This window comes from Desulfuromusa kysingii (assembly GCF_900107645.1).
GTDB lineage: Bacteria > Desulfobacterota > Desulfuromonadia > Desulfuromonadales > Geopsychrobacteraceae > Desulfuromusa > Desulfuromusa kysingii.
In genome coordinates, this window is the sequence record NZ_FNQN01000008.1 from 100978 (window position 1) to 120051 (window position 19074).

The 19074-nt window shown below is 46.5% G+C and carries 17 protein-coding genes; 14 read left to right on the forward strand and 3 right to left on the reverse strand.

The window, feature by feature from the left end:
- The first annotated feature begins 126 nt into the window (after positions 1-126).
- Genes radA through dksA form a run of 4 tightly spaced genes read left to right on the forward strand, consistent with a single transcriptional unit; the run spans position 127 to position 3006 of the window.
- A complete protein-coding gene (radA, locus tag BLU87_RS13095; protein ID WP_092349426.1) occupies positions 127-1482 on the forward strand; it encodes a DNA repair protein RadA in 1356 nt (451 codons plus the stop codon).
- Positions 1483-1536: 54 nt separating this feature from the next.
- On the forward strand, positions 1537-2046 hold the full coding sequence (gene moaC / locus BLU87_RS13100) for a cyclic pyranopterin monophosphate synthase MoaC (protein WP_092349428.1): 510 nt from the start codon (positions 1537-1539) through the stop codon (positions 2044-2046).
- Positions 2047-2086: 40 nt separating this feature from the next.
- Positions 2087-2608 (forward strand): hypothetical protein, encoded by a 522-nt coding sequence (locus BLU87_RS13105; RefSeq protein ID WP_092349431.1) that lies wholly within the window; start codon positions 2087-2089, stop codon positions 2606-2608.
- 41 nt (positions 2609-2649) lie between these two features.
- Positions 2650-3006 (forward strand): RNA polymerase-binding protein DksA, encoded by a 357-nt coding sequence (gene dksA, locus BLU87_RS13110; RefSeq protein ID WP_092349433.1) that lies wholly within the window; start codon positions 2650-2652, stop codon positions 3004-3006.
- A gap of 32 nt (positions 3007-3038) precedes the next feature.
- Here dksA and BLU87_RS13115 read toward each other — a convergent pair whose 3' ends face one another.
- Entirely contained in the window at positions 3039-3248 is a 210-nt protein-coding gene (locus BLU87_RS13115) for a GSU3473 family protein (RefSeq protein WP_092349436.1), read from the reverse strand.
- Between the two features lie 160 nt (positions 3249-3408).
- On the opposite strand from BLU87_RS13115, the gene BLU87_RS13120 reads away from it, so the two are divergent.
- Positions 3409-3609, forward strand: coding sequence for a twin-arginine translocase TatA/TatE family subunit (locus BLU87_RS13120; protein ID WP_092349439.1), 201 nt, complete (start codon positions 3409-3411; stop codon positions 3607-3609).
- A gap of 172 nt (positions 3610-3781) precedes the next feature.
- Positions 3782-4759 carry a thiamine biosynthesis protein gene (locus BLU87_RS13125; protein WP_092349441.1) on the forward strand — a complete coding sequence of 326 codons (978 nt, stop codon included), beginning with the start codon at positions 3782-3784 and terminating at the stop codon, positions 4757-4759.
- A gap of 168 nt (positions 4760-4927) precedes the next feature.
- Here BLU87_RS13125 and groL read toward each other — a convergent pair whose 3' ends face one another.
- Both groL and groES read right to left on the reverse strand, forming a co-directional pair.
- Positions 4928-6586, reverse strand: coding sequence for a chaperonin GroEL (gene groL, locus BLU87_RS13130; RefSeq protein WP_092349444.1), 1659 nt, complete (start codon positions 6584-6586; stop codon positions 4928-4930).
- 134 nt (positions 6587-6720) lie between these two features.
- Positions 6721-7011: a co-chaperone GroES gene (gene groES / locus BLU87_RS13135; protein ID WP_092349447.1), complete on the reverse strand. Its 291-nt coding sequence runs from the start codon at positions 7009-7011 to the stop codon at positions 6721-6723.
- A gap of 492 nt (positions 7012-7503) precedes the next feature.
- Between groES and BLU87_RS13140 the strand changes: the two genes are divergently transcribed.
- The 8 genes from BLU87_RS13140 to BLU87_RS13180 all read left to right on the forward strand — a co-directional run bounded on the left by BLU87_RS13140 (position 7504) and on the right by BLU87_RS13180 (position 18069).
- The gene (locus BLU87_RS13140) at positions 7504-8064 is read left to right on the forward strand and encodes a helix-turn-helix domain-containing protein (protein WP_092349450.1); all 561 of its coding nucleotides are present in this window, start codon (positions 7504-7506) and stop codon (positions 8062-8064) included.
- 147 nt (positions 8065-8211) lie between these two features.
- Positions 8212-10350 carry a methylmalonyl-CoA mutase gene (gene scpA, locus BLU87_RS13145; protein ID WP_092349453.1) on the forward strand — a complete coding sequence of 713 codons (2139 nt, stop codon included), beginning with the start codon at positions 8212-8214 and terminating at the stop codon, positions 10348-10350.
- A 153-nt stretch (positions 10351-10503) separates the two neighbouring features.
- On the forward strand, positions 10504-11481 hold the full coding sequence (gene meaB, locus BLU87_RS13150; protein ID WP_092349456.1) for a methylmalonyl Co-A mutase-associated GTPase MeaB: 978 nt from the start codon (positions 10504-10506) through the stop codon (positions 11479-11481).
- A 22-nt stretch (positions 11482-11503) separates the two neighbouring features.
- A complete protein-coding gene (locus BLU87_RS13155) occupies positions 11504-11917 on the forward strand; it encodes a GxxExxY protein (RefSeq protein ID WP_092349459.1) in 414 nt (137 codons plus the stop codon).
- 54 nt (positions 11918-11971) lie between these two features.
- Complete coding sequence (mce, locus tag BLU87_RS13160) at positions 11972-12379, forward strand: methylmalonyl-CoA epimerase (protein ID WP_092349462.1); 408 nt, start codon at positions 11972-11974, stop codon at positions 12377-12379.
- 637 nt (positions 12380-13016) lie between these two features.
- Positions 13017-14231 (forward strand): hypothetical protein, encoded by a 1215-nt coding sequence (locus BLU87_RS13170; protein WP_092349467.1) that lies wholly within the window; start codon positions 13017-13019, stop codon positions 14229-14231.
- A 209-nt stretch (positions 14232-14440) separates the two neighbouring features.
- Positions 14441-16150 (forward strand): FG-GAP repeat domain-containing protein, encoded by a 1710-nt coding sequence (locus tag BLU87_RS13175; protein WP_092349470.1) that lies wholly within the window; start codon positions 14441-14443, stop codon positions 16148-16150.
- 140 nt (positions 16151-16290) lie between these two features.
- Positions 16291-18069: an ATP-binding cassette domain-containing protein gene (locus BLU87_RS13180; RefSeq protein WP_092349473.1), complete on the forward strand. Its 1779-nt coding sequence runs from the start codon at positions 16291-16293 to the stop codon at positions 18067-18069.
- The last annotated feature ends 1005 nt before the right edge of the window (positions 18070-19074 follow it).

Sequence of the window (19074 nt, forward strand, 5' to 3'; positions counted from 1 at the left end):
TGCATATTCGTGCAAGTGCAATTTGTTCAAATAATGACATGACTCTCCACACGAGGATAATTGACAGCCCGATAGTGATCAGCATAGGATGTGCCGTTATTTTTTTATCAACTTCTTGGAGGTCCTGTGGCACGCCAGAAAACCATCTACAGCTGTCAGAACTGTGGCTTTCAAAGCCCGAAATGGCTTGGCAGATGTCCCGATTGCCAGCAATGGAACACGTTGGTTGAAGAGCAGCCCACGACAACTTCTTCTCATAGTCGTGCCCTTCCGCAACCGGGAAAACCGCAGAAGTTAGCAGAAGTCAGCAGCAGCGAAGAAGATCGCTTAAGTTGTGGCATGGCAGAGCTTGATCGTACCCTGGGTGGCGGAGTTGTCCCGGGATCGCTCATTCTTGTTGGTGGAGACCCTGGAATCGGCAAATCGACCCTACTCTTACAAGCCTTTGCCCGCTTAGCTCAAAACGGCACCGCCCTTTACGTCACGGCAGAAGAGTCAACACGACAGGTGAAACTGCGTGCGGACCGTCTTGGCATCAAAACCGATCACCTTTATTTGCTGGCGGAAACATCTCTGGAGCAGATCAAGCAACGGATTAAAGAGTTGCAACCGGCATTTCTGGTGATTGATTCCATCCAGACAATTTTCACCAGTTCTCTGGATTCGGCTCCCGGCAGCGTCAGTCAGGTACGAGAATGTACCGGACAATTGATGATTCAAGCCAAGGGAGATGGGCTGCCGACGTTTCTGGTCGGCCACGTCACCAAAGACGGCGCCATTGCCGGACCGAGAGTTCTCGAACATATGGTTGATACGGTCCTCTACTTTGAAGGCGATCCGGGGCACCCGTATCGAATTCTCCGGGCGGTCAAGAACCGCTTTGGCTCCACCAATGAAATCGGCGTGTTTGAAATGCAGGAACAGGGACTCCGCGAGGTCAGCAATCCCTCTGAACTGTTTTTAGCGGAACGGCCCAAAGAAAGTGCAGGGAGCGCTGTAGTCGCTTCTCTGGAAGGGAGTCGACCACTGTTGGTGGAGCTTCAAGCGTTGGTCTCTAGCAGTTCTTTCGGCACCCCCCAGCGGACAGCGATCGGCATCGACCACAAACGAATCGCGCTATTGATTGCAATTCTGGAGAAAAAAGTGGAATTATCACTGGCGGGGCAGGATATTTTTCTTAACGTCGCCGGCGGAGTCCGTCTTGACGAACCGGCTATTGACCTTGCAGCCATCGCTGCTCTGGCGTCCAGCCACCTGAATCGCGTTATCAATCCACACCTGGTGTTGTTTGGTGAGGTAGGTCTCACAGGGGAAGTCAGGGCTGTCTCTCAGCCCGAGTTACGCGTCAAAGAGGCGGCACGGCTCGGTTTTACTCAGTGTGTTTTACCGCAGGGGAATTTGAAAAACATTGATAGCCCCGATTCTATTAAACTGATCGGTGTCAGTCATGCCAGCGAAGCGCTGGAGGTTATTTTCGCATAACGAGAAGATACGGTCTGATGCTGAACCAAATAACATCAACATGGAGAACCACAAATGTCTAAGGAACTGACTCATTTTGATATGGAAGGTCAAGCCATCATGGTTGATGTCAGCAACAAAAAGCTGACTGTTCGTGAAGCTGTCGCCAGAGGTGCAATCCAGATGCAGCCCGAGACCCTGCAACAGATTTTGGCACAACGGATAAAAAAGGGGGATGTTTTTGCAGTTGCCAGACTGGCAGGAATTATGGCAGCAAAACAGACCTCGGCCCTGATCCCTCTTTGCCATCCATTACCGCTCAGCGCCGTGGAGATTCACTTTGAAAGTGACCCGGAACAAGGCAGAGTGACTATCACCGCAACAACCAAAGTCACCGGACAAACAGGAATTGAGATGGAAGCGTTGACTGCCGTTTCCGTTGCCGCGCTGACAATCTACGATATGTGTAAAGCAGTTGACAAAGAGATGGTGATTGACGGAATCTGTTTGTTAAAAAAAACCGGTGGCAAAAGTGGCACCTTCACCCGGAGTGCAGCTGTCCCGGAAATTGGTAACAACATTTAACCTATTAGATGATTCATTCATGCTTTTGGGAGAGGTCACAATGGAAGCGCCCACTTACACAATCCGGAAAAGTTTTCTGCTTCCATTAGGGCTGGTGGTATTGCTGAGCTTCATTTTGTTGTTCAGCGCTTTGTTTTTACACCTACCCACCGCAAAAATAATCATCCTCGGCCTCTTTTTATTGCCTGCTTGTATTATCTTTGTTGAAAGTGTTTTTCGCAGAGTCTCGCTTAGAAACGATGCGATCGAGGTGAACAAATTATTGCGGCGCAAACGTTTAAGCTATGCTGAACTCACCGCTATTGATACAATCCAGATCCGTAAACGGGCTTTTATCAGCCTCAGCAGTGAAGACGATTTTCTCATTTTATCAAATAGCTATAATCATTTTGGCCTATTGTTGAAACAACTACTGGAAAAGGTCCCTCAGAATATTGTGAGTGAGGAAATCAGGGCTCTGGCTGAAGCACCACCGCAAAAATGTAGCGACGTTTTTTCAGCTTGGCTTGCAGTTGCAGTTCTGACCTTAATTATCTATGTTCAGCTTAGAGGTTTATTCTGAGCATTGCTGATATTTGAACAAGGAGAGTGGGAGGATTAATCATGGATAACAAATCTTTAGAAGAGTTCAGAACCCTGCTAAATCAGCAGTTAGAATCATTGTTAAGTGATGTGGGGAAAACGGTCTCCGAGATGACCGAAGAAAATCCTAACTTTCCAGATCCGACCGATCGAGCGTCGCTGGAGTCCGATCGAAATTTTGAATTGAGAATTCGCGATCGCGAGCGGATGTTGATTAATAAAATTCGTCAGGCAATAGAACGGATCAACGACGGTACCTTCGGCCTGTGTGAAAATTGTGAGGAACCGATCAGCGCCGAACGACTACGCGCCAGACCGGTCACAACCCTCTGCATTGACTGCAAAACCGAACAGGAACGGCAAGAAAAGATCGGCTAAAAACCACATTAGACACCAGAGACAAAGATAGATTATATTTTTCTTGGCCAGGGAGCGCGTCGCTCTTGACCGTTATAGGCTTCGCGCTTGCGGTAATCTCTCAGGCTGGCATTCTGCCTCACAATATCAACCCAGCCATCAGAACGCTTAAAGCGAATGATCTTTTCTGTCGCAATGAGGACATCAAGGACATCGTTACTGACGCTGCTTTCCGTACCATCTAAATAGACTACATCAATCATGGGGCCTCCTCTAGGAACTTTTCCACTTATATTTTTTCCAGAGTCCCACTGTCAAGGTAAAAGCGGCACAACTGTGATTGTTTTTTGGCGATAACCAGTGTATGTTTATCAGTCTCTAACTGTTTTACAGTACGTCCTTTTTTGATACAGGAGAATAGTGATGTTTGGACTTGGAACACAGGAATTATTGATTATTCTGGTATTGGTCATGATCGTCTTTGGTGCAGGGAAAATCCCTCAGGTTGGTGGTGCCCTGGGTAAAGGGTTACGCAACTTCAAAAAGGGGATCAAAGATGTTGACGATGATATTGAAGAGGGGCAAGTTGAAGAGCTAGAAGAGAAAAAAAAGACCGACGATTAAATTTAGCTATTCAAGACCAATAAAGGGGGAGATTTCAACAGATCTCCCCACTCTTCGTCAAACAGTTAAAAAGCACTTTTAAGGTTATCTTGCTGGTTAATTTACTTTCCTGAACGCCCCCTTTTTCTAGGGACCAAATACCCAACAAACACGCAAAACAAGAGGAACACAGATGAGTAAAGCACTTGGTTTAATTTCCGGGGGACTCGATAGCAGTTTAGCTGCCATGACGCTCATGCGGCAAGGGATCGAGGTCACCGGCATCTCTTTTGTCACCCCCTTCTTCAATGCCGACAAGGCCAGAGCTTCCGCTGAAGCCATCGGTTACAACCTGATCCTTGAAGACATCAGCGATATCCATCTAAAGATGGTAAAAAAACCTAAATACGGTTATGGCCGGAATATGAATCCCTGCATCGATTGCCATGCACTGATGTTTCAACTGGCGGGAGAACGGATGCTCGCGGGTGGCTTTGACTTCCTTTTTTCCGGTGAAGTCCTCGGTCAACGGCCAATGAGTCAGAACGCCAATGCATTAAAATCTGTGGCGAAACACTCTGGTTTTGCTGAGCAGGTTCTCCGCCCTTTGAGCGCAAAACTGCTACCGATCACCGCTATGGAAGAGTCAGGGCTGGTTGACCGCACGCAACTCCTTGATATTCAAGGCCGTTCACGCAAACCACAACAGGCGCTGGCCAAGGAATGGGGATTATTGGATTACCCTGGTTCGGGGGGAGGCTGCCTGCTCACGGAGGCAGGGTTCTCCAACCAGCTACGCGACCTCTTCGAACACGATCAAGAGGCAACCGTTGCCGATGTTGAGCTTCTCAAAGTGGGGCGCCAGTTTCGCCTCTCAACCACGGCAAAGCTCATCCTTGGACGCCACCAGGCAGACAACGCCGCGTTGCAAAAACAAGCCAGGCCAGAACAGATAAAGCTCCGCTGCCAAAACTTCAGCGGTCCTCTAGGGCTCTATTGTGGCAACTTTAATCAAGTGGAGCTAGAAACGGCCGCCGCAATTGTCGCGTCCTACGGGAAAGGAAAAGAAGCAACCGAAGTCGACGTTCTCTGCATCACCTCTAGCGATGAATTCGTCTGCAAAGTCAAACCTATGTCGCGTGATTTATCGCGCGACATGCTGATCCGCTAAGGGGCACTTATTCACCACCGAAAAGCTCAGTCACAGAGAACGTCAACATCTAACTGGAGAAAGATTCGTTTTTCTCGATGCCGTTTGGTGAGAAGCTTAAAGCATAAAAAAAGCCCCCGCGGGAAATTCCCGCGGGGGCTTTTTCATTGTACCAGGAGCAGGAGGAAACTACATCATTCCGCCCATACCACCCATGCCGCCCATGCCACCAGGCATGCCGCCAGGCATTCCGCCAGGCATGCCACCATCATCAGCGGCAGGTTTATCAGCAATCATGGCTTCTGTGGTCAGCATCAAACCAGCAACGGAAGCAGCATTTTGCAATGCGCTACGAGTCACTTTAGTCGGATCGATAATACCAGCTTGGATCATGTCGCAATATTCGCCACTTGCAGCGTTGAAGCCGAATGCAGCTTCACCGTTGCAAACTTTATCGGCAATAACAGCACCTTCACCACCAGCATTAATAACGATCTGACGCAGCGGAGCTTCAAGTGCACGGACCACCAATTGCACCCCAAATTGCTCTTCACCTTCAAGCTCAAGCTTAGTCAGAGCTGGGAGGCAACGGAGCAGAGCAACACCACCCCCAGGGACGATACCTTCTTCAACAGCAGCGCGAGTTGCATGCAGTGCATCTTCAACGCGAGCTTTTTTCTCTTTCATCTCAGTTTCAGTTGCAGCGCCAACTTTAACAACAGCTACGCCACCAACCAATTTCGCGAGACGCTCTTGCAGTTTCTCACGATCATAGTCACTGCTGGTTTCATCAATCTGTGCACGGATCGCTTTAACACGGCCCTCAATAGCAGCATCATCACCAGCGCCATCAATGATGGTGGTGTTTTCTTTGTCAACAACAACCCGCTTGGCAGTACCAAGCATGTCAATGGTTGCGTTTTCAAGTTTGAAACCAACTTCTTCAGAAATCAGCTGACCACCAGTTAAGATAGCGATGTCTTCGAGCATAGCTTTACGACGATCACCAAATCCTGGAGCTTTAACAGCACAAACGTTGATGGTCCCGCGCAGTTTGTTAACCACCAGAGTAGCCAACGCTTCACCATCAATATCTTCAGCAATGATCATTAATGGACGACCTTGCTTGGCAACCGGCTCAAGAACGGGGAGCAGATCCTTCATAGTACTGATTTTCTTGTCATAAATCAGAATCAAAGGTTCATCCATCGCTGCTTCCATGCGCTCAGCATCAGAAACAAAGTAGGGAGAGAGGTAGCCACGATCAAACTGCATCCCTTCAACTGTCTCCAAAGAGGTATCCATGGATTTGGCCTCTTCAACAGTGATAACACCTTCTTTACCAACTTTTTCCATCGCTTCAGCAATGATGTTACCAATCGTCTCATCACTGTTTGCTGAAATGGTGCCAATTTGAGCAATCTCTTTGTGATCTTGAACCGGTTTGGAGAGCTCTTGCAGAGCCTCAACGGCAACTGTCACAGCCTTGTCGATCCCACGCTTGATACCCATGGGGTTGTGACCAGCGGTGACCAGCTTGATACCTTCGCGATAGATGGCCTGAGCAAGTACAGTCGCGGTTGTGGTCCCGTCACCGGCAATATCAGAAGTCTTCGAAGCAACTTCTTTAACCAGTTGAGCTCCCATGTTTTCGAATTTATCTTCCAACTCAATCTCTTTAGCAACGGATACACCGTCTTTAGTGATCAGTGGAGCACCAAAAGATTTATCGATGACAACGTTACGTCCTTTAGGACCTAAAGTGACCTTGACTGCGTCAGCCAGGGTATTGACACCAACAAGAATCTTGGTGCGGGCTTCTTGGGAAAACAAAATTTCTTTTGCCATATTTCTATATCCTCCGTTATTTATTATTTAGTTATGTGACTTGTAAAAATATAATTCCAGCCGCTGCGATTTTGTGCTGCAGTACGACGTGCATGACCCGGCAACGCCACCGAAGCGCAAAAGCGGAACTTGCTTTACTCAACAACGCCGAGGATGTCGTCCTCACGCATGATCAGATATTCAACCCCATCAATTTTGATTTCGCTACCAGCATATTTACCGAACAACACCCGATCGCCCTCTTTAACATCCAGAGGCAGAACTTTACCTTCGGGAGTAACTTTACCTTTACCAGCGGCAATAATTTTACCCTCTTGAGGTTTCTCCTTAGAAACAGTATCTGGAATGATGATACCGCCAGCCGTTGTTGTCTCTTCTTCAACGCGTTCTACGATAATACGATCTTGCAATGGTCTGATGTTCATTCTTAAGCTCTCCTTTTAACGTTCAATTCTGGGCCAATGGCCGTTACATGCTTTCTCCACCAGGGAAAAGACCGACAGCAACAATTTTGAATCTGCAGATACGGTCTCAACCTTTCCAACTGTTAGCACTCAGTTGTATCGAGTGCTAACAACGTGACAATAATAGTCGTCACATGAATATTGTCAAGTGATTTTTCTGCCGGATCAATCGGCAATTAATTTATAACCATCGACGCCTGAAATAATCGTCCTGATCTCCTTAAGTGAAACTAAATTGATTCCCCCAACAGGGCACCATCAGTTCATGCCTAAAAAAAGTAGAACAGCCTCAAAAGGGGGTTTTCTCTCCTCGATCTTACTTCAAAATAACGTTCTAAATATTATATTTTTTTATTGTTAATAAATAATTGCAATTGACAATTCTACTTCTGTCAGCTATACGGTTTAAAACAAACACTTTTTTAAACACTCCAATGAGACGCAGAAATCACTATGGAATTTAACATCGGTCAAAAAATTAAAACCCTGCGAAAAGAGCGCAAATTAACCTTGCAGGACGTTGCCACCGAAACAGGTTTTTCCCCTGCTCTGATTTCACAGATCGAAAACAATAACGTCTCGCCCCCTATCGCAACCCTGTCCAAGATTGCCCGTTTCTTCGATGTTAAAATGAGCTTCTTCTTCGAAGAGGGAGAAGGAACTTCGCATTATGAGATTGTTCGCCATAACGAGCGCCGGATTGTCAGCCGAGTGATTTCCAAAGATGGCAGCAAACATGGCTACACTTACGAAACCCTCTCTTATCGAAAAAAGAATAAGAAGATGGAACCATTCCTGCTCACTGTGACCGAACGAGCCACGGAGGAAACCCTCTACAACCACGAGGGGGAAGAATTTCTGTTGATCCTCAAGGGCAGTGCCGAAATCATTCTTAACGATGAACGCTACGCCTTGGAAGAGGGAGATGCGGTATATTTTGATTCAACGGTTAAACACCGTCTGCTGTCCAAAGAAGGGGAAATGGTGCAGGTTTTGGCAGTCGTCACCCGCTGATTTTTTTAACGCAGAGGCGCTGAGAAAGACAAAACCAGAACCTTTTTGAGGAATTAAAACCTAAATAAGGTCTTAAGCCTCCCTCCATCTCTCCGCCTCTGCATTAAAATTTTGCACTTAGTTCCAATAAAGGGAAGGAATAAACCTATGAGTTCTTTCGAAAAGAAAACCATCGCCGACTGGGAAGCACAGGCAAAAAAAGAAAAAAAGACTGACGACCTCTCCAATTTCAAATGGGATACTCCTGAAGGAATTTGCGTAAAACCACTCTATACAGCAGCAGACACGGACGGGCTGGAAACAGTTAACACGCTGCCGGGCCTGGCACCTTTTACCCGTGGCCCAATGGCAACCATGTACGCTGGCCGCCCATGGACAGTCCGTCAATATGCCGGCTTCTCCACCGCAGAAGAGTCCAACGCGTTTTACAAGCGCAACCTGGCTGCGGGGCAACAAGGGCTTTCTGTGGCTTTCGACCTGGCAACTCACCGTGGTTATGATTCTGATCATCCACGAGTTGTCGGGGATGTGGGTAAGGCCGGGGTGGCGATTGATTCAGTTGAAGACATGAAGATCCTTTTCGACAGCATCCCACTGGATAAAGTTTCCGTCTCCATGACCATGAATGGCGCCGTATTACCAATACTAGCCAACTATATTGTCGCTGCTGAAGAACAGGGCGTCAGTCAGGAAAAATTAGCTGGAACCATCCAGAACGATATTCTCAAAGAGTTCATGGTCCGCAATACCTATATCTATCCTCCAGCACCATCCATGCGGATCATCGGCGACATCATCGAGTTTACCAGCCAGAAAATGCCCAAGTTCAACTCGATCTCTATCTCCGGTTATCACATTCAGGAGGCGGGAGCAAACAATGCGCTAGAACTTGCATTCACCTTAGCTGATGGACTGGAGTATGTTCGTGCCGCAATTGATAAAGGTCTTGATGTGGATAGCTTCGCTCCACGACTCTCCTTCTTCTTCGCTATCGGGATGAACTTTTTCATGGAAGCGTCAAAATTACGCGCCGCACGCTTTTTGTGGTCGAAAATGATGAGCCAGTTCAACCCCAAAAATCCTAAATCTTCGATGCTCCGCACCCACTGCCAAACCTCCGGCTGGTCATTGACAGAACAGGATCCCTACAATAATGTCATCCGTACGACCATGGAAGCCATGGCAGCAGTCCTCGGAGGCACTCAATCATTGCACACCAATGCCCTGGATGAAGCGATTGCTCTGCCGACGGATCACAGCGCCCGGATCGCACGGAATACCCAACTGGTGATTCAGGAAGAATCCGGCATCTGTAATGTTGTTGATCCTTTGGGCGGTTCATATTATGTCGAATCATTGACCAACGCTCTCATCGAAGAAGCACAAAAAATCTTAGATGAAGTTGAAGCTCTCGGAGGGATGACCAAAGCGATTGAAACAGGGATGCCGAAACTGCGCATTGAAGAATCTGCAGCAAAAAAACAGGCCGCCATTGATAGTGGTCGCGATGTCATTGTCGGCGTCAATAAATATAAACTCGCAGAAGAGAGTGACATCGACGTCCTTGATGTTGATAATGACGCAGTTCGTGAATCGCAGATTGCCCGCCTCAAAAAAATGCGTTCCGAGCGGGATGAAGCAGCTTGTCAGCAAGCCCTTGATGCTTTAACTGCTGCAGCAGAAAGTGGCAGTGGCAACCTCCTCGACCTGAGTGTTAAAGCTGCCCGCTTACGCGCTTCTGTCGGAGAAATTTCTGACGCCATGGAGAAGGCCTTTGGCCGCCATCGGGCCGAAATCAAACTTGTCTCAGGAGCTTATGGATCAATCGTGAATAATGACAGTGACTTCGCCGAGTTAAAACAACGAGTTGACGACTTTGCCGCCAAAGAGGGGCGCCGTCCCCGCATTATGGTTGCCAAAATGGGCCAGGATGGTCATGACCGCGGGGCTAAAGTTGTCGCCACCGCTTACGCTGATATCGGTTTTGATGTTGATGTCGGACCGCTATTCCAAACCCCCGCAGAAGCCGCTAAAATGGCAGTCGAAAATGATGTTCATGTGGTCGGCGTTTCCAGCCTCGCCGCCGGACATAAAACCCTGGTCCCGCAATTGGTTGCCGAGTTACACAAACTGGGGGCAGATGATATTATCGTTGTCTGCGGTGGCGTTATCCCACGACAAGATTACGACGCCCTCTTCGCTGCCGGAGCAAAAAGGATTTTCGGCCCGGGAACTTCAATCATTGCCTCCGGGAACCAAACCCTGGATGCAATTGAAGGAAAATAGAACTTTTTTAACGGAGAGACGCTGAGCTGGAGAGACGGAGAGAAAGTTCAAGATCTTTTTTGGGTTTTAAAACCGAGAAGAAGCTTTTGATTGCTCTGCTCTCCACCTCTCCGCCTCTCCGTTAAATTGCTTTTTGTCATTAAGGTTTAGATTTTGTCTGATATTCAAAAACTTGCCGACGGTGTACGCACTGGCAACATTCGTTCTCTTGCCAAAGCAATCACCTTGATTGAGAGTCGTAATCCTGACCACTCTGGTGATGCCGCATCCTTGCTTGACCAGCTCTTGCCTGACTCCGGTGATTCGATCCGGATTGGCATTTCAGGAGTTCCCGGCGTTGGCAAGAGCACTTTCATTGAAGCGTTAGGGATGAATTTGTTACAGCAAGGATATAAAGTTGCTATTCTCGCTGTTGATCCATCCTCTCAGCTCTCTGGCGGTTCCATCCTCGGAGACAAAACCCGGATGGAAAACCTTGCCCGCGAAGCGAACGCCTTTATCCGTCCATCCCCGGCTGGCAGCAATCTTGGCGGGGTTGCCCGTAAAACCCGCGAAACCATGCTCCTCTGCGAAGCCGCAGGATACAACATCATCATCGTCGAAACCGTTGGCGTCGGTCAGTCCGAGATTGCTGTGGCTGCCATGGTCGATTTCTTTCTCTTACTCCAGTTGGCCAATGCTGGAGACGAACTTCAGGGGATCAAAAAAGGGGTCATGGAGATCGCTGACGCCATTCTGATCAACAAAGCCGAAGGGGAAAATCGTCCCCGCGCTGAATTGGCAAGACAACAATACGAAAATGCCTTGCATCTCCTCCGTCCCAAAAATGACCATTGGCAAGTCCCAGCGTTGCTCTGTAGTGCCCTTCATCATCAAGGGATAGATGAAGTCTGGAATCTGATTCTTGACTTCGTTGCCACCATGAAAAAAGAACATCAATTTACCAGCAAACGGCAACTCCAAGCGACCGACTGGATGTGGACCATGGTGATGGACAACTTAAAAGACCTGTTCCTGCAGGATAAAAATGTCGCTGCCATGATCGATCAAGTCCAAACCGGCGTCAGCAATGGGACAACACCACCAAGCGTGGCAGCAAAAAGGTTGCTAGAAGCATTTAAAAGGAATTGATTTTTAACGGAGAGGGGGAAAGATGGAGAGGCTCGCAGAGAAAAGCAACAGGCTTAATCTATTAAGCGGACAAATTCTTGATGCCGCCATTGAAGTTCATCAAGTTTTAGGTGGTCCAGGTCTTCTCGAGGCTGTTTACGAAGAAGCCTTGGCCTATGAACTTAGACTACGAGATATTGGCGTTGAAAGACAAATACCCGTCCCTATAATATATAAAGAGCACAGGCTAAAGAATCCTCTGTTCCTTGATCTTTTTATAAGCAAACAAATTATCGTTGAAGTCAAAAGCGTTGAAAAATTCAACCCAGTATTCAACGCTCAGCTATTAACATATCTACGCTTGATGAACATTCCACTTGGTCTGATTATAAATTTTGGTGAAAAATATATTAAAAATGGTTTCCATAGAGTCGTAAATAACTTTCCAGGAGAATAAAGATTTTCTCTCCGGCTCTCCCCCTCAGCGCCTCTCCGTTAAAAGGAGTCAAATATGCTAAAAAAAATCAACCACATCGGTATCGCCGTTAAAAGCCTGGAAGACTCTATCCCCTTTTACCGTGATCAACTCGGGATGAACTTCGAAGGGACAGAAGAAGTCGCAGAGCAGAAAGTCAAAGTCGCTTTTTTACAGATCGGTGAAAGTCGGATTGAGCTATTAGAACCAACCAGTGATGATTCACCCATTGCCAAGTTTCTGGCAAAAAAGGGGGAAGGTGTCCATCACATGGCTTATGAAGTCGATGATGTGGCTGCAGCTCTGGAACAGATGAAACAAGAAGGGGTTCGCCTGATTGACGAGACTCCCCGTCACGGTGCCCACAACAGTTTAATTGCTTTTTTACACCCGAAAGCAACCGGCGGGGTGCTGACAGAAATTTGTCAAGCAGGGAAACATTAAGCCAAAAGCCCGTATTAATGATCAATATCACCCATTCGTAATTCTGATGAGCAGGAGTGACCAACAACACAGAACAAGCTACCAATGTGCCATACCGATTCAAATAAACCTGTCAGAACAATCATCTATAAATTATTAATAATTTTTAAATTGACTAACTTTGACAAAAAAATATACTTATTTCGCAAAAAACGAAGCCAAGGATATACCCCAAAAAAACAGTTAAAATTAATATTGCAAGCAACGGCGAAAACTAACAAAAAAATAACACAAAAAAACCATGGATCAGTTTAAGGTTGCCCACGAAATCTTAACTACCGCATGAGAGTCACATTGGTTTTAAATTATAGTGATAGTTTGGTTAAGTTGTGGTAAAAGCAACACGCTGATGTGGCAACGAAACAACAATGAGCGCTGCTAAAAAAACAGTGAGTACATGGAAACAGATAATATTCAATAGTTTCAAGCAGTTAACAGCGAGGCGAGGGACCAACCCATTTGGCACAGTTTCTGCTTCACGTTAATGATTGCAGTAACAAAGATAATACTTAAATGAAAAGATAACCGGTAAAGACCCAATAAGTTTTCTAACGCCGAATTGTCGGCAATCTTCACCTACCTAAGGAGGTAACAAGAAATGAGCAGATTTCTAAAAGTTATGATCGTCCTGCTGGCGATCGCAGCAATGGTAACACCCGCTATGGCAGAAGACCGTCTTAGCCTGAACGGCGAACTGCGTGTTCGTGGATGGTACAAGGACAACTATACAAATTTTAACGATGAAATGGGGTCAAATCAATATATCGATCAACGTTTCCGTCTTGGTGGCACCATTGCAGTTTCCGAAGGTGTGGCTATCAAATTTCAATACGACCTATTTGACAGCCAGTGGAATGGCAACAGTCATGGCACCCAAGGCCTCAATGATGGTGACAACAAAGCGTATCTGGTAATCAACAAAGGCATGTTCACCCTTAAAGCTGGTGACCAGTACTATGGTATCGCTAATGCTATTGCTATTGATACCACCGGTACCGGTTTTGTTGTAGAAATGGCTGGCCCTGTCGGTGTTGAATTTGCAGCCTTCAAACGAGTAGAAGGTGACACAAGCGAAGATGATGATGCAGATCTGTACACCTTAGCAGTAAAACACGCAACTGACCTGTACTCAGGAACTGGTTTTGTAGGTTACTACCGTAATGGTGCTGCTTTAACTGGTGATGATCCTGAAACAGCCTACGTTTTAGGTGTGGCTGCTGACTTTAACCTTGATGCTGCTAAAGTTATGTTTGAAGCAAACTACTTTGACGGTGATAATGGCATGTCAGGTGCTAACGAAGTCGACTACAAAGGTCTGCAATTCTTCGTTGACGGTTCCGTTGCTGTTAGCGAAGCGGTTACTGTTGGTGGTATCTTCACCTATGCTAAAGGCTATGATGGTGCCGATGAAGCACAAATTACTGAGTTCACCGATGACGGGAGCTTCATGCCAGAAACCTATGGCACCACGGCAACCTTGTTTGACATCTATCCTGGTTCAACATTTGACCCAACAGGTGATAGACTTGGTACTATCGGCGTCCAAGGATACTCAGCCATTAAACTGTCTGATGACCTCAGCATGAAAGCGACTATCTTCTATGCCCAACCAGAAGAAGATTACGCTTCAGGTGACACCACAACATCCAATTACGACTCGTTCCTCGGTGGTGTTGTCTCCTCAACTTATGCAATTGCAAAAGGTGCCGCCATTGACACCAGCGTTGCCTATACAACTGTCGATGCAGGGAACTCCTACACTGAAGATGATCCATCTTTGACAGCTGGTTTCCGCCTGCGCGTACGCTTCTAGGATTTTCTTCTTAGAAACCTTAAAAGCCCGTTGCTAACGCAGCGGGCTTTTTTTTTCGGAGCTGACAACGTGGTAAAACTGACACAAAAGATGCCGCCCCGACGACTTCTTAAATTCAACTTTCCATTTACCTATAAACCAGTTAAAATCACCGTTTGATTCAGATAAAGTAAGAACATTTGATCCCTAAATATAAGGCAGGCACAAATATGAAACTAGTTGCTAGATTGAGTCTCATTCTTATCCTCTGCTTTCCGCTAACATCACTAGCTCAAATTCCAGAGCAAATTAAGAATGATTTTGCACCAGTGAGTGGAACGATCATCATGCCGATTGGAGAAGAATATCTAGTTGACCTTGATGCCTCAAGCAACTTACAAGTCGGCGACATTCTAACCCTGATTCAAAGTGGTGAGAAAGTTATCCATCCGGTAACAAAAGAAACCCTGGGAACCCTCGAACTTGCCAAGGGCTTCTTACAGGTGACTCAAATCAAATCAGGATATTCATATGTCAAGCTCCTATCTGCGGAGATGACCCCACAGAAAGGGGATCAACTTAAACGGTTTACGCAAACACCGACCCGATTTGAATTTTCACAGCCTGCTGACCGAATCGCTGCAGAGTTAAAGATGGCACTTCCCCAACTGAACTGGTTGAGCGATCACGACACAACAGAGCCAGAACTAATATTTCACCTTGCAGACGATAAGCTACAAGTGACCAACAGTGCTGATGTTGTGTTACGACAATACCCATATCGCGACGGCAAACTCACGTCTTCTCTCGCAGTCGCACCCCCAAAAAACAACTTGACCTTGCAAAATGAGGAAAAATCACTGCTCAACAAAACCGTGGGAAGCCTTACCAGTGCTATTGGCATCAAAACAAAGGATAAACGGCTCGAAAATCCGGGCATCGTTCAAAGCCAGAACAGCACTGATGGCTCTTGGGTCGGCGCTGATATTGATGGCAACCCGGTCGGAATAACAGTCGCGGATTTTGATGGTGATGGACTATTGGAGATTGCTGTCGCCACAGAAAAGCAGCTGCGCATCCTGCGGAAAACAGACAGCAACCTGACCCAAGTCGCAACCGTCAACTTCTCTGTTGGTGTCCGTCTGTTAAGCCTGGATTCCCTTGACCTTGATAGTGACGGCATCCCAGAACTCTACCTGACCGCCCATTCAGACACAAAACTCAGTTCACAAGTCGTTAAATATATAAATGGTGATTATCAAACCACCATCAATCAAGTTCCCTGGTTTTTCCGTGTTGTTAACCTTGCAGGCATGGGTAAGCTTCTCCTTGGGCAAACCTTGGGCGACCTCGACACCCCTTTTTCAGAGCAACCATTCCGCGTTGAATACTCAGAAGGAAAACTCGTCAAAGGTGACAATATAAACCTGCCAAACACATACGATCCCTTCAGCTTAACCACAATCAGTGGAATCAATGACGAACTATTCTATGCGGAAATTACGTCTCAAGATACTTTGCACATCACCAGCTTAGGCGGTGAAACTGCATGGAAATCTGATGATCATTACGGTGGTACGGAAACTTTTTTCTATAACGTTGAAGAAACTGAAAGTGTGCAATCAACACCAATCAATATTCAAAAAAGACTTATTTCTCTAACGACAGGGGAATTACTTGTTGTAAAAAATGAAGGATTCCGTTTGTTTGAACGATATCACGATTATGATCAAAGCCGTGTCATTGCTTTCACATGGGACAATACATCTCTGAATGAAAAATGGCGAACTCCTGACGTAAAAGGTTATATTGCTGATTTCAGCGTCGCTGATGCTGACAATGATGGTCAAGATGAATTGGTCACAGTGATAAACTACAAGAAGGATTTTTTCATACAAAATGGGCGATCATCCGTCGTCATTTACGAACTGAATCAATAATCCATTAAAACCTCCAGCGCTGAGGTGGAGAGAAGCAGAGAAAGACTAAATCGTCTTTACGATTACAAATGCTAACAAGGCTTTCTCTGCGACCTCTCCGTTCTTTGCGTCTCTCCGTTAAAGAACTGCGGCCATAAATTATGAACATCATCTCGCTCAACCAAGTCAGCCACGCTTTTGGTGGTCCTAAACTTCTCGACGCTGTCAGCCTGCATATTGAAGCGGGGGATAGAATCTGTCTGTTGGGTCGAAATGGTGCGGGTAAATCGACCCTGTTACATCTGATTAATGGTGATTATCCTGCCGATTCGGGTGAAATTATCCGCAACCAAAAGATTCAATCTGCTTATGTTCCACAGGAATTTCCAGATCACCTAACTGGCGAATTACAACATCATCTGCAACACGTGTTGTCACAACAGGGAATGGAACCTCATCAGGCAGACGTCCAGATTGAACAGACCTTAACACAATTAGAGATGCATCCGCAGACCAAGCTGGAAACCATGTCGGGCGGGCAGAAACGACGAGCGCTTCTGGCAACAGCGCTGGTCCAGAATCCTGACTTGATCCTCCTTGATGAACCCACCAACCATCTCGACATCAATGCGATCAGCTGGTTGGAAAACTTTCTGTTACGGTTACGCAAAACGCTGATTTTTATCAGTCATGACCGCACTTTTGCGCGAAACCTCGCCAATCGCATTATTGAATTGGATCGCGGGCAATTGCAGGATTATCGCTGTGACTATGCAACATTTCTGCAACGTCGCCAAGAGGTCCTCAATAGCGAAGAGCAGGCCTGGGCCCGTTTTGATCAAAAGCTGGCGGAAGAAGAAATCTGGATTCGCAAAGGGATCAAGGCTCGGCGCTCCCGCAATATGGGTCGGGTACGCGATTTGCTCAAGCTACGAGAAGAACGCCGCCAACGACGGGACCGAACCGGTCAAGTGAAGTTACAGTTAGAGACGGGACAACGCAGCGGGCAAATGGTTTTAGAGACCGAGAATCTTAGCTTTAAATATGGTGACGAAACCATCATTGCACACCTGAACTTACGCATTATGCGCGGCGACCGGATCGGCCTGATTGGTCCCAACGGTAGTGGCAAAACGACTTTATTGAAACTATTGACCGAAGTGTTGCAACCAAGTCAGGGGCAATTGCGTCTTGGAACCAATCTACAGATCGCCTATTTTGACCAACTGCGGCAACAATTGGATGAAGACCGGACTGTGAAGCAGAATATCGCTGATGATCACGATCAGGTCATCATCAACGGTAACCCTCGCCATATCTACGGTTACCTGCAAGACTTTCTTTTCACTCCCGAGCGTGCGCGGACTCCCGTCAGAGTCCTATCAGGTGGCGAAAAGAATCGCCTCCTTCTCGCCAAACTGTTCACCCAGCCAGCCAATCTGCTGATTCTGGATGAACCGACTAATGACCTTGATATGGAAACCCTGGATTTGTTGGAAGAGCTGCTCCTTGATTACAAAGGGACGGTGCTACTGGTTAGTCATGATCGGAGCTTTCTCAATAATGTGGTGACCAGTTCACTGGTTTTCAGCGGCAACGGTGTGATCGATGAGGTTATCGGGGGCTATGATGATTGGTTAGCAACCCAGCCAAAAACAGAAACGGCACCTAAAAAAGAGAAGGCAAAACCTGCACAACGCAAACAACGTGCACGAAAATTAAGCTTTAAAGAGAAGAAAGAACTGACAGAACTTCCTGAACAGATTGACGCACTGGAGACAGAACAAGCTGATATCCATGAAAAACTGGCCGATCCAGAAATTTACAAAGATGGAGATGGCTCTCAGATCAGCAACCTGCAACAACGCTTACAAAACCTTGAGATCGAACTGGAAAAAGCTTACCAGCGCTGGGAAGAACTGGATAAAATCCCTGAATAACTTTTTTAACGGAGAGGCGCTGAGACAGAGAGACGGAGAGAAAGTCAAAACCAGACGTTAGCCACCAAGGCACCAAGTCCGCCAAGACAACCAAAATCAAAAGCGTTTTTTAAGGTTTAAAACCAAAATCAAGTTATGCTTTTTCTTGGTGTTCTTGACACCTTGGTAGCTATCTTAAAGATTGTGGTTCCCCTCTCCGTCTCTCCAACTCTGCGCCTCTGCGTTAAAAAACTATTCAAGTAAAACTTCAACCTAAACCCTATCCACCAAGGTTCCAATCCCGTCAAGACAACCAAAACCAAAAGCGTTTTTTAAGGTTTAAAACCAAAAACAAGTTATGCTTTTTCTTGGTGCTCTTGGTGCTCTTGGCGTCTTGGTGGCTATATTAAAGATTGTGTTTTCCCTCCACCTCTCCAACTCTGCGCCTCTCCGTTAAAAAACGGCTCAAGTAAAACCTCAGCCTAAACCCTATCCACCAAGGTTCCAATCCCGTCAAGACGACTAAAGCCAAAGATGTTTTTAAGGTTTAAAACCAAAACAAATCCTGCTTTTTCCTTGGTGTTCTTGACACCTTGGTAGCTATCTTAAAGATTGTGGTTCCCCTCTCCGTCTCTCCAACTCTGCGCCTCTCCGTTAAAAAACGACTCAAGTAAAACTCCAGCCTAAACCCTATCCACCAAGGCACCAAGTCCGCCAAGACAACTAAAGCCAAAGATGTTTTTAAGGTTTAAAACCAAAAACAAATCCTGCTTTTTTCTTGGTGCTCTTGGCGCCTTGGTGGCTATATTAAAGATTGTGTTTCCCCTCTCCACCTCTCCAACTCTGCGCCTCTCCGTTAAAAAACAACTCAAGTAAAACTTCAGCCTAAACCCTATCCACCAAGGCTCCAATCCTGCCAAGACAACTAAAGCCAAAGATGTTTTTAAGGTTTAAAACCAAAACAAATCCTGCTTTTCCTTGGTGATCTTGGCGCTTTGGTGGCTATATTAAAGATTGTGTTTCCCC

What these genes read in the sequence shown, in the direction of transcription:
- moaC (WP_092349428.1), top strand. Translation starts at nt 1,537, where the DNA reads ATGTCTAAGGAACTGACTCATTTTGATATGGAAGGTCAAGCCATCATG.
- BLU87_RS13170 (WP_092349467.1), top strand. Translation starts at nt 13,017, where the DNA reads ATGAGCAGATTTCTAAAAGTTATGATCGTCCTGCTGGCGATCGCAGCA.
- BLU87_RS13125 (WP_092349441.1), top strand. Translation starts at nt 3,782, where the DNA reads ATGAGTAAAGCACTTGGTTTAATTTCCGGGGGACTCGATAGCAGTTTA.
- dksA (WP_092349433.1), top strand. Translation starts at nt 2,650, where the DNA reads ATGGATAACAAATCTTTAGAAGAGTTCAGAACCCTGCTAAATCAGCAG.
- BLU87_RS13175 (WP_092349470.1), top strand. Translation starts at nt 14,441, where the DNA reads ATGAAACTAGTTGCTAGATTGAGTCTCATTCTTATCCTCTGCTTTCCG.
- groL (WP_092349444.1), bottom strand. Translation starts at nt 6,586, where the DNA reads ATGGCAAAAGAAATTTTGTTTTCCCAAGAAGCCCGCACCAAGATTCTT.
- BLU87_RS13105 (WP_092349431.1), top strand. Translation starts at nt 2,087, where the DNA reads ATGGAAGCGCCCACTTACACAATCCGGAAAAGTTTTCTGCTTCCATTA.
- BLU87_RS13120 (WP_092349439.1), top strand. Translation starts at nt 3,409, where the DNA reads ATGTTTGGACTTGGAACACAGGAATTATTGATTATTCTGGTATTGGTC.
- groES (WP_092349447.1), bottom strand. Translation starts at nt 7,011, where the DNA reads ATGAACATCAGACCATTGCAAGATCGTATTATCGTAGAACGCGTTGAA.
- BLU87_RS13155 (WP_092349459.1), top strand. Translation starts at nt 11,504, where the DNA reads ATGGAGAGGCTCGCAGAGAAAAGCAACAGGCTTAATCTATTAAGCGGA.
- mce (WP_092349462.1), top strand. Translation starts at nt 11,972, where the DNA reads ATGCTAAAAAAAATCAACCACATCGGTATCGCCGTTAAAAGCCTGGAA.
- BLU87_RS13140 (WP_092349450.1), top strand. Translation starts at nt 7,504, where the DNA reads ATGGAATTTAACATCGGTCAAAAAATTAAAACCCTGCGAAAAGAGCGC.
- scpA (WP_092349453.1), top strand. Translation starts at nt 8,212, where the DNA reads ATGAGTTCTTTCGAAAAGAAAACCATCGCCGACTGGGAAGCACAGGCA.
- BLU87_RS13115 (WP_092349436.1), bottom strand. Translation starts at nt 3,248, where the DNA reads ATGATTGATGTAGTCTATTTAGATGGTACGGAAAGCAGCGTCAGTAAC.
- BLU87_RS13180 (WP_092349473.1), top strand. Translation starts at nt 16,291, where the DNA reads ATGAACATCATCTCGCTCAACCAAGTCAGCCACGCTTTTGGTGGTCCT.